The 13,552-nt window shown below is 40.0% G+C and carries 15 protein-coding genes; all 15 read left to right on the top strand.

What is annotated here, in order from left to right; translation table 11 throughout:
• Positions 1 to 169 precede the first annotated feature (169 nt).
• The 15 genes from MHZ92_RS11905 to MHZ92_RS11975 all read left to right on the top strand — a co-directional run bounded on the left by MHZ92_RS11905 (position 170) and on the right by MHZ92_RS11975 (position 13,116).
• Positions 170 to 868 carry a FadR/GntR family transcriptional regulator gene (locus tag MHZ92_RS11905; RefSeq protein ID WP_239431917.1) on the top strand — a complete coding sequence of 233 codons (699 nt, stop codon included), beginning with the start codon at positions 170 to 172 and terminating at the stop codon, positions 866 to 868.
• Between the two features lie 332 nt (positions 869 to 1,200).
• Positions 1,201 to 1,989 carry an MBL fold metallo-hydrolase gene (locus tag MHZ92_RS11910; protein ID WP_239431918.1) on the top strand — a complete coding sequence of 263 codons (789 nt, stop codon included), beginning with the start codon at positions 1,201 to 1,203 and terminating at the stop codon, positions 1,987 to 1,989.
• A 63-nt stretch (positions 1,990 to 2,052) separates the two neighbouring features.
• Positions 2,053 to 2,454 carry an NUDIX hydrolase gene (locus tag MHZ92_RS11915; RefSeq protein WP_239431919.1) on the top strand — a complete coding sequence of 134 codons (402 nt, stop codon included), beginning with the start codon at positions 2,053 to 2,055 and terminating at the stop codon, positions 2,452 to 2,454.
• Between the two features lie 147 nt (positions 2,455 to 2,601).
• A complete protein-coding gene (locus MHZ92_RS11920) occupies positions 2,602 to 3,471 on the top strand; it encodes a GNAT family N-acetyltransferase (RefSeq protein WP_239431920.1) in 870 nt (289 codons plus the stop codon).
• Positions 3,472 to 3,579: 108 nt separating this feature from the next.
• Positions 3,580 to 4,032 (top strand): YrvL family regulatory protein, encoded by a 453-nt coding sequence (locus MHZ92_RS11925; protein WP_239431921.1) that lies wholly within the window; start codon positions 3,580 to 3,582, stop codon positions 4,030 to 4,032.
• A gap of 554 nt (positions 4,033 to 4,586) precedes the next feature.
• Positions 4,587 to 5,027, top strand: coding sequence for a hypothetical protein (locus tag MHZ92_RS11930; RefSeq protein WP_239431922.1), 441 nt, complete (start codon positions 4,587 to 4,589; stop codon positions 5,025 to 5,027).
• Between the two features lie 575 nt (positions 5,028 to 5,602).
• Positions 5,603 to 6,361, top strand: a complete 759-nt coding sequence (locus MHZ92_RS11935; RefSeq protein WP_239431923.1) for a DeoR/GlpR family DNA-binding transcription regulator — start codon at positions 5,603 to 5,605, stop codon at positions 6,359 to 6,361.
• An 8-nt stretch (positions 6,362 to 6,369) separates the two neighbouring features.
• Positions 6,370 to 7,671 carry a four-carbon acid sugar kinase family protein gene (locus MHZ92_RS11940; protein WP_239431924.1) on the top strand — a complete coding sequence of 434 codons (1,302 nt, stop codon included), beginning with the start codon at positions 6,370 to 6,372 and terminating at the stop codon, positions 7,669 to 7,671.
• A gap of 2 nt (positions 7,672 to 7,673) precedes the next feature.
• Positions 7,674 to 8,687, top strand: coding sequence for a 4-hydroxythreonine-4-phosphate dehydrogenase PdxA (pdxA, locus tag MHZ92_RS11945; protein ID WP_239431925.1), 1,014 nt, complete (start codon positions 7,674 to 7,676; stop codon positions 8,685 to 8,687).
• A 73-nt stretch (positions 8,688 to 8,760) separates the two neighbouring features.
• A complete protein-coding gene (locus tag MHZ92_RS11950; protein WP_239431926.1) occupies positions 8,761 to 10,134 on the top strand; it encodes a GntP family permease in 1,374 nt (457 codons plus the stop codon).
• Positions 10,135 to 10,403: 269 nt separating this feature from the next.
• On the top strand, positions 10,404 to 10,862 hold the full coding sequence (locus MHZ92_RS11955; protein ID WP_239431927.1) for a hypothetical protein: 459 nt from the start codon (positions 10,404 to 10,406) through the stop codon (positions 10,860 to 10,862).
• Between the two features lie 21 nt (positions 10,863 to 10,883).
• Entirely contained in the window at positions 10,884 to 11,240 is a 357-nt protein-coding gene (locus MHZ92_RS11960) for a DUF1428 family protein (protein ID WP_239431928.1), read from the top strand.
• 109 nt (positions 11,241 to 11,349) lie between these two features.
• The gene (locus MHZ92_RS11965; protein WP_239431929.1) at positions 11,350 to 11,799 is read left to right on the top strand and encodes a universal stress protein; all 450 of its coding nucleotides are present in this window, start codon (positions 11,350 to 11,352) and stop codon (positions 11,797 to 11,799) included.
• Positions 11,800 to 11,894: 95 nt separating this feature from the next.
• Positions 11,895 to 12,389 carry a helix-turn-helix domain-containing protein gene (locus MHZ92_RS11970; protein WP_239431930.1) on the top strand — a complete coding sequence of 165 codons (495 nt, stop codon included), beginning with the start codon at positions 11,895 to 11,897 and terminating at the stop codon, positions 12,387 to 12,389.
• 82 nt (positions 12,390 to 12,471) lie between these two features.
• The gene (locus tag MHZ92_RS11975; RefSeq protein ID WP_239431931.1) at positions 12,472 to 13,116 is read left to right on the top strand and encodes a vWA domain-containing protein; all 645 of its coding nucleotides are present in this window, start codon (positions 12,472 to 12,474) and stop codon (positions 13,114 to 13,116) included.
• Positions 13,117 to 13,552: the final 436 nt, after the last annotated feature.

Consider the following 13,552-nt stretch of genomic DNA (forward strand, 5'->3'; position numbering starts at 1 on the left):
ATTACATACTACATATTACGTATGATGTACTTGAATTATGATAACACTTAGACAACTCTTTGTAAATTTAGTATTACAAATTAATTGATATTAGTAAAAAATACAAAAAGACTAGTTATCCGATATAATGAATAGAAAGGAAAGTAAATTCAATCGGAGGATTCACCTTATGCAATTTTCGAAACTGACAACTTCAGACAAAATTTCAACCGAAATTGTCTCCAAAATAAAAGCTAAACTACTAGAAGGATCGCTTAAAAGTGGTGATAAATTACCTACAGAATCTGAAATGGTGGAACAGCTTGGCGTTAGTAGGACACCGGTCCGGGAAGCTATAAAAATACTAGAATCGATTGGTGTTATTCAAATTAAGCGCGGCGAAGGTATGTACATAACTAATAATCCTTCTCATTTTTCCTTAAACCCCTTAATCTTCAGCTTGATTATGCATAGCAATAATACGCAGGAGCTAATCGAATTCCGGCAACATTTCGAGATTCTTATGATTAATATCATCCGTACCAAATGGTCTGAGGAAAAGATAAAGAAAATTGAGGAGGTCTATCACAGTCAAGTCCAGCGGCTAAAGCCCGAGCTAAGCCCTGAAGAACTGGCTGACATTGACTTAGAATTCCATTATGCGGTCCTAGAAGCAACTGAAAACGCCTTTATTATTGAGATTGGCAAAACGATTTACGAGTTGTATAGGCCGAAAATGATTGCCTCCAAACAATCCAGTAGCATCGAGCGGACGCTTAATACGCATAAGGCCTATTTGGATTTGCTCATGCAAAAGGATGCAGATGTTAGTAAGAAACAGATTCATGACATGATCTTAAACAATCAGGAATGGCTGGAGGGAGAGTGAGATTGGGGTAGAAGTTTTCGCGTTATACGGGGATATTCAATTAAGGAGATTAATAGCGAGGGAGATTTAGAGTAACGGGTTCGATTGATGGGGAGAAAACAACAAAAAACACAGTGTTTGGGGACACGATTCTCATATGAATTGGTGTCCCTGTTTTTGTGATTGCAACAACATTTAGATGCTTTATAGTGACGAACTGGTACCACAATTGGCACAGGAATAAGCAACAGCACATAAAAGTTTATGTTAATTGAAGAGTGACAGTAGAAGGTTTTAAGTGAATTAATAGAGAATACTACAAGTCGGAGAGTTTAGAAAGGAGAATTTTATAAATGGCTGAAATTAAAGACTCATGGTTTACAGTAAATCAAATCGATAACACAACTTTCGCTATTAGTGAGTATGGACATTGGGAGAAAGTTCACTCTTATTTATTAATTGGTGAGGAGAAAGCTGCATTAATTGATACAGGTCTTGGAATTGATAATATAAAAAGGATTACAGACCAGCTGACAAACTTACCGATTATTGTTCTAACAACGCACGTCCATTGGGATCATATTGGAAGTCACGGGGAGTTTAAGAATATTTATGTACATAAGGATGAGGAAGACTGGCTTATCAATGGAATTAAGAAACTTTCAATTGAACAAATAAGAAAAGATGTAAGTCGTGATATTACAATACCAACTCCAAAAACGTTTATTCCAGACACATATAAACCATTTCAAGGATATCCAACTGGTTTATTAAATGATGGTGATAAAATAGAGATAGGGAGTAGAAAATTGACTATCTACCATACACCTGGGCACTCTCCAGGTCATATTTCCATCTTCGATAATAGTAGAGGTTACTTATTTACAGGGGATTTGCTTTATGATGAGACTCCGATTTATGCCTTTTTTCCAACTACCAATCCTGTGGAATTGGTACAGTCATTGGAAAAAATATCGAGTATTCCTAATGTAACTAAGATTTTTGGAGGACATAACACATTAGGTCTTGATTCAGTTCTTTTGATAGAAGTGAAAAATGCAGTTAAAGAGCTTTGGGAACAAGAACTTGTAAGATTTGGAACGGGAATTCATAAATTTAAAGGATTTAGTGTTCAATTTTAACGAATTCTTATTCAGCTAACGGGGATAGTTCAAGATAGGGAATGATATTTTGGTGGTGTTTCTATGAATAAATTTATTATTACATCAGGTGCGGTGGTTCTTGATGAACATAAGAGGATTTTATTAAAAAAAGATCCTTATCGGGGTTGGGAGTTGCCAGGCGGGATTGTAGAAGAAAATGAAAATATAAAGCATGCAGTAGTTAGAGAGGTTAAAGAAGAAACGGGAATAAACATTGAAATTAAAAGGTTTTGTGGAGTCTCTCAAGAAATAAAAAGAAATATCTGTAATATGTGGTGGTTAGGAACACCTGTAAGTGGTAGTTTAAAAACAAGTAGCGAAAGTTTAGAGGCCGGTTTTTTTGGTATTGAAGATGCATTAAAACTGATTAGAAATGACGACTTCAAAGTGGAACTTTTAAAATGTTTGGATAAAAATAATCATCCGTTTTTTATAACATTGTAAATGATTTTTTATTGAGCAAACGAGTGCTTTAGCTTGCAGATTGTTGAGCTGCTTAGAGGGCTCTTTTTCTTCAACTAAAGGGGGTTAGTTGAACAAGACTAAATATGAAATGATAATAAGAATAGAAATAAAATAGGGGGACATCTAATGCATACAGGCAATGCAATAGGTTTAGAATTAGTGGAATTTGATAAAGATGATGTCTTAGGTTTAATAAAGCTTTCTGCTTCAGTTGGCTGGGATTATGATGAACACGAGATCAAAACTGTTATGTCATCTGGTAAAATATACGGACATAAAAATGCTGTGGGGATAATTGTTTCAAGTGCCGCAATAATACCTTATGAAACTAATTTAGCTTCAATTGGAATGGTTATTGTTAATGAAGAATATAGAGGCTTTGGCTTAGGAAAAAAGGCTACTCAGAAATGTATAGACAGTGTTTCTCAAAACAATTCTATCATATTGATTTCAACCGAAGATGGGAAGCCCTTATATGAAAACTTGGGTTTTATTACTGTTGACTATGTACATAAGTATTTAAGTGATAAATATATTCCAACTAAATTGTTTAATAATAGAGAGATTATCTTAGAGAAATACAGAGAGTATGATATTACAGAAATTATTGAATTAGATTCTGCTGCATTTGGTGATAAGAGAAGAAAATTACTTCTTAACAGGATAAATCAATCAAAACGTTGTTTAGTTGTTAGAAATCTAAAGGGGAAGATTATTGGATTTGGATTATCCATATTAGGACCAGTAAATCTATTAATAGGACCTATTGTAGCACCAGATTCACAAACAGCTGCTTTAATAATTGATAGGTTAGTTTTTGATCATCAAGGAACGTTAAGGATTGATGTACCATCCAATAATGACGAGTTAATGTCATTCTTGGAGAGAAGCGGATTTGTAAAAGTTAGCAATCCACCGATAATGATCAAGAATTCTAGTAATATGCCATATAGGAATAAAGAGTTATTTGCTATTGCTGCACAAATCTTTGGTTAGAGATAGCAATATTCTTCTTCAACTAACAGGTGCTTTAGTTGAAGATCGTTGAGCTATCTAGACTGCTCTTTTTCTAACGGGACAGTTTAGTAAGGAGGTGCGTTTAATATGAATAAAATTAAAACAGTAGTAATTTGCACATCTATCGTATCGATAATTTTACTGGGCATTACTTTTTTTGAATACATATTTTTAAGATTACTCGGATTTCAATATAATTCAATTGGTGCTTTACTATTTTTCTTTGTTATGTATGTATTCCTCGAAATACCCCTCACCCTCATTACAAATGCGATACCAAAAGCTTTTAAGTCTATCGGTATTATTCAATCAAGTAAGGGCTGGTTATCATTTATTTTGAATGCGGGTCTTACTTTTGCTTTAATTGAATTACTCGATACCTTCATGGTGAATGTCTCAATTACTTGGCAAGGTTCCCTCATATTTGCACTGATTGCTGGACTTGCCGGTTTGATATTAAAAGAGAAAGATGATGAACCCCCAATGATTGATAGCGAAGAATTTGAGAAAATAGGAAATAGCTTTAATCCTAAGAAATAAGCTATCTAACGCAAGGCTTGTGAAAAATTACACTTAAACTAACAGGTGCTATAGTTAAACATGACCATCATTTTGATGGTCTGTTTTTATGTCCAAAACATCAAGAAGACTTCGACGATACAATGTTTAAAAAGTTTCACTTTAACTAGAGTACAGGTTAGTTCAATAACAGGTATTAAAAGTTTTTACTATTATTCGTAAATTTAAGAAGTTCGAATAACGCTAGAAAGCATATATATAAAGTGAGAGGGAGGAGAAAGTGAAAAAGGGCACTAAATCAGGGTTATTTCTTTCATTGTTTGTATTAATTGGTTTTGATAGTAATTAGACATACGTCTTCCATCCGCTCCGTTTAGCAAGGTAATGTTTATATCGGTGGGGACGATTAATCAATTTTTCCTTCCTTTTTCATCTCCCCAATAGCTATCCATACACCCATAAATCCCGCAACAGATCAAGATGGAAAACCAATTTAATAGTATCCCATTGTCCTGTAAGCAATGATATAACTACAAAAACAACTGGGATTTAAATTTAAAACGAAGGAGATAAATATGAGTTCTAAAAAAAGAACTGCAAAAATGAGCGAGGTCTCGTTGTTTCGACTTTATTTGCTGAGAGCACTGTACCTTCTTATCGTCGTAGGGCTCGGTATCGTGCAATGGCCGGAAGTCATCCAGGAGATTATCCATCAGGAGAGGTCCTGGGAGCTAATGGAAGGAGTAGTTGCCTGTATGTTGACCGCCTTTTCGGCTCTTTCAATCCTGGGGCTACGGTATCCGCTGCAGATGCTACCTTTGCTTCTGTGGGAACTGCTGTGGAAGTCAATCTGGCTGCTAGTCGTTGCAGTCCCACTGTGGTCAGCCGGTCAAATGGATGAATCAACCTGGGCGACGGCTTCAGCCTGCTTAATAGTCGTGATTTTTCCATTCGTCATTCCTTGGCGCTATGTATTTTCTCACTATGTGAAGAAGCACGCAGATCGGTGGCGCTGAGGGAAGCTGGACTGCGTAATCCACTGCCACCTCTAATCAACCGAATGCGTATCGGTAGTAAAGAAGCGCCTTCACATCTCTCGGTCCATATAGGTTATTGTTTTAGTCAATTTTATTGAACTAGGTGAAAAGAAGTACAAACAATAAATGAATTTCTTATTGTGCGCTAACGGGTACTTTAGTTCAATAAGGATACTATAATATTTCGACAAAAAACGCTCAATTCGAGTGTTTTTACTTGTTTTTATTTAGCTTTTTCACTGCCGAAATATATGCTGATTAACCTGTTATTTGCGTTGTTACTTACACCTTTCTCCTCATCAACCGAACCCTTTAGATTTAGAGGAGATCCTTATTAATTGTACGAGGTCTCGTACTTCACACTAAATAAGCATTTCTAGAAGCATGATCTCGCTGTAAGGATCATGCTTTTTATTATGGAGATTTATCAAAATCGGACAGGTTTGACAATTTACAAAAAACTACTATTGACTATTATGTTTTAAAGTAACATAATAATGTTTGAAACGAACATTATGACATACTAATAAAAAGTTATAAGGTGGTTGTTTCTAATGTTGCCTCGGGAACGGAAAAAACATATTCTACAACTTTTAGAAATGTACGGGAAGATTGACATTGTTGAGTTGTCAAACGAGTTGTCTGTGACGCCGATGACAATCCGTCGAGATTTGGATGCATTGGAGAAAGAACGAAAACTGATACGGACACACGGGGGAGCCGTGTTGCCTCAAGGGCTTATCTTTGAGGAAACGTATGAGTCGAAGGCGGGACAAGCGGTGGAACAGAAAAGACTCATCGCCATGGAAGCCAGTTCATTGATTAAAGAGAATATGACGATTCTGCTCGATTCCGGTACGACAACACTAGAAATCGCAAAAATCTTGAAGCATCGGGAGAATCTAACGGTCATTACTACCGACATTAAAATTGCTGTAGAGCTTATGAATAGTAAGCTTGACATCATTGTTGTTGGAGGGCGCCTGCAAAATGACGTGGGTGCATTGTATGGCTCATTGACAGAACTAACACTCAGTGAGATGCATGCCGATCTATTCTTTCTTGGTGCGCATGCTGTACATCCGACACTCGGTGTGACAACGCCGTCGTTGGAAAAAGCTGCGGTGAAGAAAGCCATGATTCAAGCAGCTGAAAAAACGTTTCTAGTTGCCGATTCATCCAAATTCAATCGAAAAGCGTTTTCGAAAGTGTGCGAGTTAACGAGTCTTACCAAAATAATTACAGATCAACAGATTTCAATAAAAGTAGTGGATGAATATGCGCAATATACGGAACTCATCATAGCGAAGTAGGTGTCATTATGAAGATAGGAATCATAGCAGACGATATTACAGGAGCTAATGCAACAGGTGTACTACTCTCAAAGGTTGGGTTTGTAAGCGCTACCGTTGTTTTCGGCGGGAAAGTCCCGGATTCGGATCAGTTTACGTCGATTAGTGTTGATACGGATAGTCGATATGTCGAGCCGGAAATAGCGAAAGCTCGGGTGTCAGATGCCTATCAGCAATTAAAGGGATGGGGCGTAGACGTCGTTGCGAAACGGATTGACAGTACGGTTCGTGGGAATTTGGGTTCGGAAACAGACGCCATCTTAGAGGCGATCGGTCCTGACAGTATTGCAATCGTTGTCGCATCTTATCCTGATTCCGGACGTGTCACTTCCGGTGGATATTTGTTAGTGGATGGCGTGCCTGTCCAAGAGACGGATGTGGCAAAAGATCCGATGAATCCGATTACGAATTCATATGTGCCGGACATTGTGGCGGAACAAAGCAAGTATTCGGTCGGTCATATTGGATTGGGCGTCGTCCTAAAAGGGACAGCCTGTATTAAGCCCGCGATGGAACGGTGTATTGATGAAGGCAATCGAATTATTGTCGTCGATGCCGTCACAAACGAAGAAATCGAACATATTGCAGAAGCAATGGCATTGATCGGAGGAAAGTCATTTGTTCCGGTTGATCCGGGGCCACTTTCTGCGGCGTATGGCCGTTTGATCGCCAGCCAAGACGTCAAGGAAAGCAAATGGATTCTCACGATTGGGAGTGTAACCCCGATCACTGGGCGCCAAATTCATTATTTGGTTGATAAAACAAATGCAAAACCGATTTACGTGAATGTGCAAGCGTTAGCTTCGATGACGGACTCATGGGATCATGAAGTGAAGCGAGCGACTGAAGAAGCGCTCCGTAAATTGGAAACGGAAGAGTTGCTCATCATTACGACGCATTCACCGACAGCGAAAGTCCTTCCTTTAGCGGATATTGCAAAAGAAGAAGGAACGACAAGGGAAGAACTGGCGAAGCGAATTACGGTCGGTCTCGCGAATATCACTCATAATGTCGTCCAACAAAGTGAGAAAAAGATCAATGGTACATACTCGAGTGGTGGGGACGTGACAGCCGCATTATGCGCAGTCAGTCAAGCGGAAGCGATCCATTTGCAGGATGAAGTGATGCCGCGCGCGGCATATGGAAAATTCATCGGTGGCACATTCGATGGAATTCCAGTTGTGACAAAAGGTGGAACGGTTGGCGACAAGCAATCGATTTACACATGTGTCAATTATTTAAAGTCAAATAATCATGAAGGAAGTGTTTGAACATGACAACAGTTCGAGAAATTATTGCAATCCCAATGGGTGACGCTGCAGGAATCGGCCCGGAAATTACAGTGAAATCGTTGGCGAAACAAGAACTTTACGACCTATGTAAACCGCTTGTTGTCGGTGATGCCAATATTATTCGGAAAGCGATCGAAGTAACTGGCGTGAATTTGAACGTCAATGTCATCAATGCACCAGCAGAAGGTACTTACGAATTCGGTACGATCGACATGTTGGATTTAGCAAATATCGATATGGCAACTTTCGAACCTGGACAAGTTTCAGGCACAAATGGTAAAGCGTCATTTGAATACATTAAACGTTCTGTCGAATTAGCGATGGCAGATGAAGTGAAAGCACTTGCGACAACACCGATTAACAAAGAATCGTTGAAAGCTGGAAATGTCCCTTATATCGGACATACAGAAATGCTTGAAGATCTAGGCGAAACGCCAGATCCACTAACGATGTTCCAAGTAAAGGGTATGCGTATTTTCTTCTTAACTCGCCATGTATCACTTGCAGAAGCAATTAGCCAAATGACGAAAGAACGTGTACACGATTACTTGATCCGCTGTGATAAAGCACTACAACGTCTCGGAGTCGAGAATCGGAAATTCGCTGTTGCAGGTTTGAACCCGCATTCAGGTGAGGGTGGCCTATTCGGAAATGAAGAAGTAGAGCAAATCAAGCCAGGGATTGAAGCGGCAAAAGCGGACGGCATCGATGCATACGGCCCGGTTCCAGCAGACTCTGTATTCTTCCAAGCATTGAATGGAAAATACGACGCTGTCCTTTCTCTCTATCATGACCAAGGACATATTGCAGCGAAAATGACGGATTTCCACCGTACAATCTCCATTACGAATGGACTTCCATTCCTTCGTACATCGGTTGACCATGGTACAGCATTTGACATTGCATGGAAAAATATCGCATCAGAAGTGAGCATGTATGAGTGTATTAAGCTTGCAGCTGAGTATGCGCCAAAATTCACTAGAGATTCACTCTAAGTCCAACTGACGAGATTGGGGAGAGAATGCCTCTCCCTTCTTTCATCGTCCAAATTGAAAGGGGTTACAAGGGATGTCACATGAGACGCAAATTATTCTAGGACTCATTATTGGAGTCATTTTACTAGTATTCCTTGTTGTAAAAACGAAAATTCATGTATTTTTAGCTTTGATCATAGCAGCTGCTGTTGTGGGACTTATCGGCGGAATGGCACCTAAAAGTGTATCAGACGCCATCATTAGTGGTTTCGGTAGTACATTAGGTTCGATTGGGATTATTATTGGTTTTGGTGTCATGATGGGTCGTCTATTGGAAGTGTCTGGAGCTGCCGAACGGTTGGCTTATGCACTAATTCGCGCGGTCGGTAAGAAAAAAGAGGAATGGGCAATGGCGCTTGCCGGATATATCGTTGCGATTCCTATCTTCGTTGACTCAACGTTCATTATCTTAACACCGCTCATTAAATCGGTTGCTAGAAAAACAGGGAAGTCGGTTGTCGCTCTTGGGATTCCGTTGGCGATTGGGGCTGCTGCAACGCACCATGCGGTTCCGCCGACTCCAGGTCCGCTTGGTGTTGCAGGGATTTTCAATGTCGATGTTGGACAAATGATTATTTATGGATTGATTTTTGCGGTTCCAATCATGATCATTGGTGTGTTTTATGGTAAATGGCTTGGAAAGAGAATTCACCAAATTCCGACAGAAGATGGAACAGACTTCTTCCGTCCTGACAAAGATTTCACATTCGCAGATTTTGAGAAACTTTCACGGGAAAGAGATAAAGAGCTTCCTTCTTTATTCCGTTCCATTTTGCCAATTGCATTACCGATCGTCTTGATCTTTTTGAATACAACGCTTTCCGCATTGGAAGTGACAGGTGGGTTGTACGATTATATCATCTTCCTCGGGCAGCCGGTCATCGCGGTAGGACTTGCGGTAATTGCTGCAATCTATGCGCTGGCGGGTCGCTTGAACCGTGAAGAGACGCTCGGTCGTATGGAAGAAGGAATGAACAGTGCCGGTGTTATTTTGCTAATTACAGGTGCGGGTGGAGCGTTCGGTTATGTGCTTCGTGAAAGTGGTGCCGGTAACTATATCGCAGAACTTGTAGCGGGATTACCACTTCCAGCCGTATTGATTCCATTCATCATCGCTTCCCTTGTCCGTCTGATCCAAGGTAGTGGAACGGTTGCCATGATTACCGCGGCATCCATTTCTGCGCCGATCTTGATGAACTTGCCAGATGTGAATATGACACTCGCTGCACAAGCGGCTGCACTCGGTGCAATGGTATTCTCTTACTATAGTGATACACTGTTTTGGGTCGTCAACCGTTCACTCGGGATTAAAGATCCGAAGGAACAAATCCTTGTCTGGTCGGTACCAACGACATTGGCATGGGCTGCATCACTCATTATGATTATTATTGCGGATTTGATTGTTTAAAATAAAAGCGCTGATCTATAGTAGATCAGTGCTTTTATTTTGCGAAAAAAGGGAAAGGTGCCTGGAGTAGGTGCATCCTTAGTGATTAAAACTTTAGGTCCATCTGTTATGAATATCGGGGAATTAATAGAAGCTGCTATGTTAGTATTGTAAGAGGTAGGAATAACATATTGAACTTAAAGGGCATTAGAGGGTTTGATGTCCTTTTTGTTGAATCTATAGAATTGATTAGCTTTCAAAATGAGATTAACTAAAGTGAGGTAATAGAAATGAAAGAAACCGAAACACTAACCTTTTCCCATAAACAACTAGCCGCAACTTGCTTCAATCAAGTGTGGGATCTACTTGAGAAGGAAGTGCGTACACCAGAGGAACAAGAACAGATGATTCACCTTTGTCATAGTTCTTTCTGGCATTGGACACAGGCAGAAGAATGTACGGAAACGAATCTATCTATTGGCTATTGGCAACTTGCACGTGTCTATGCAGTAGCAGGGCAAGGAGAAAATGCGTTAAATTATGCGAAACGCTGTATAGTTGTGAGCGAAGAGGCGAGTCTTGCTCCGTTTTATATTGGCTACGGTTATGAGGCTGCGGCGAGAGCTTACTTCGTATTGGGGCAAAACGATGAGAGCCGGAGATATAAAGACTTAGCCTATGAATATGTAGAGAAAATGACTGATGAAGAAAGCAAAAAGCTGCTATTGAGTGATTTGGATTTTTCGTAACACACTCTATCTAAAAGGGGAATGTGTATGTATTTAGAGATTTATCTTTATCCCGTACTGGAAGAAAATCAAGAAAAATTTATAGAGATTAATCGAGAAGCTGAACGTATTTATAAAGAGTATGGTGCGATTGAGAGCGACACATTTATGGCTGTATCTATTCAACCGGAATACGGTTGTGCAGGAATGGTATCGGCAGTTGAACTACATGAAAACGAGATTCTTATGTTAGAAATTAACCGTTATCATAATAAGGAACACCACCGCCAAGTATTAGAGAAAGTTGACAATGACAAGCAGATTGGTGAGTTATATGTTCAAATGACAAAGGTGATCGATATGAATCGAACTGTCCGCGGTGAATTCGGATTGCCCTAATTCTTCTTCAGGGGTTGTAATAAATTTGTCAAAATATGAGGACTGTTGGGGAAGGAAATGCTCCTTTACTGTCGAAGTAGTACATACGAAAAGAATGGAGTGAAGATCTATGACATTAGCATATAAACAAATAATCGTTGCAATCGATGGATCAGAAGAGTCGGAATGGGCTTTTCAAAAGGCGGTGGCGATTGCTGACCGAAATGAGGCTACTCTGAATTTGGTCAACATCGTCGATACACGATCGTATTCTTCTGCTGAGGCATATGACCGTTCGATCGCTGAAAGTGCCAATAAATCCGCAGAAGACTTGCTGAACAACTACAAAGCGGAAGCTGTACAAGCTGGTGTGTCAAACGTTAATGTAGTTGTGGATTATGGCTCACCTAAAAAAATGATTGCAACAGACCTCCCGAAAAAACTGGGTGCAGATCTCATCATCTGTGGTGCGACGGGTCTCAATGCAGTTGAACGCTTCGTTATGGGCAGCGTCTCTGGAAACATTGTACGCTCCGCAAAATGTGATGTACTCGTCGTCCGTAAACCCGAAGGCTTATAGAGGAAAAAAATAAGAATGGGATACGCCATCTGTACGATTTGAAAAATTCGTATTAGGTGGCTTTTTATCTTGTGTACGAAGGGGAGTGCTTTTATATGGCGTTGTCAGAGGAAATGATGTTATCCATTTCTAAATTTATCGATGCGAACTATGTCGATGAATTTGTCGTTCATCAACTTGAAAGTGAACTTTTTTCAGCGGAACAATCGATTCGTGAGGAAAGCCGAAGCTTGGAGGATGTTTTGAGGCAATTGGATGAAACATTCTCGGAAAGATTACTCCGTTTGATTGATGAAAGAGGGATGACCGATTCAGAGGCTTATAAACGAGCGAATGTGGATCGGAAGCATTTTTCAAAAATCCGGAATGATGTCCACTATCGACCGAGTAAATCGACGGCCATTGCGTTTGCGATCGCTCTGCAACTAAATTTAGATGAAACGAAGGATCTGTTGCTGAAGGCGGGATTCGCCCTATCGCCGAGCAGCAAGTTCGACCTGATTATCGAGTATTTCATCCGGGAAGGAAATTATAATCTCTTTGAAATCAATGAAGCGTTGTTCGCTTTTGACCAAAACGTGCTTGTATGAAGATTTGTCGCTTGGCAGGCGACCTGATGCCCCTTTTTGAATGCTATCCTAAACCTATAATAATAGTTGGGAGGATAACAAAATGAAAAAAGGGTTAACGGAACTGGTATTTATTCTCGATAGAAGTGGCTCTATGAGTGGTCTGGAAACGGACACGATCGGAGGGTATAATGCCATGCTGGAGAAGCAGAAAAAAGGACCGGGAGAAGCCATGATCACGACCGTCCTGTTTGATGACAGCTATGAATTGCTGCATGATGGTGTTGACCTTCGTAGCGTTATACCGATGACGGATCATGAGTATTTTGTAAGAGGGACGACAGCGCTTCTAGATGCAGTGGGGAAAACGATATTAAAAATAAGCAACTCACACAAACAAATTGCAGAAGAGGAACGTGCGGAAAATGTAATGGTCGTCATTACGACGGATGGCATGGAAAATGCCAGTAAGGAATTCAATTATGAAAAAGTACGCAACATGATTGAGCATCAGAAGAGTAAGTATGGATGGGAATTTTTATTTCTCGGTGCGAATATTGACGCTATTGCAACTGCAAATCTGTTCGGAATTGAAGAGGATCGAGCTACAAATTTTCATGCAGACAGTGATGGAACGCAGTTGAACTATGAAGTGATCAGTGAAACAATCAGTTCCTTGCGAGAGCATAATAAAATAGAGGGAAATTGGAAGGAACGGATTGAAGCGGATTATCGTCTGCGTGACTGATTGCGCTATAAATATGCTGAATTTGTATATTGGTTGGACGGTCAATCGACAGAAGACAAATTCCCCGGGAAATAGACGACACATTCTGCAGTTTACAATTATGAAAAACGTAAAAAGCCGTTGTATTTGTCGAAAAAGACTTATATGTGGTGTGGTCACGCAACCCCATGAAGCTGGAAATTTCTATTAGCATGAGGATTGCTGGCAAAGGTGTTGTACTGGTTGAGGCCGACGTACCGATCGACAGGGTAAGTGAAGTACAGGAATGGATATTAAATCGAATGGCTTAAAAATGTAAGGGATGCTATCTAAAGCGTCCTTTTTCTTTTCCTCCCGCTACCCATGACGAAAGACTTCATAAATTTGAGTACATAGAAGTCCATATAAATGTACTCGTATACACATACATTTTTATTTTTTTCGCCGTCCAAGAGGT

Source organism: Sporosarcina sp. ACRSL, assembly GCF_022346605.1.
Lineage (GTDB): Bacteria > Bacillota > Bacilli > Bacillales_A > Planococcaceae > Sporosarcina.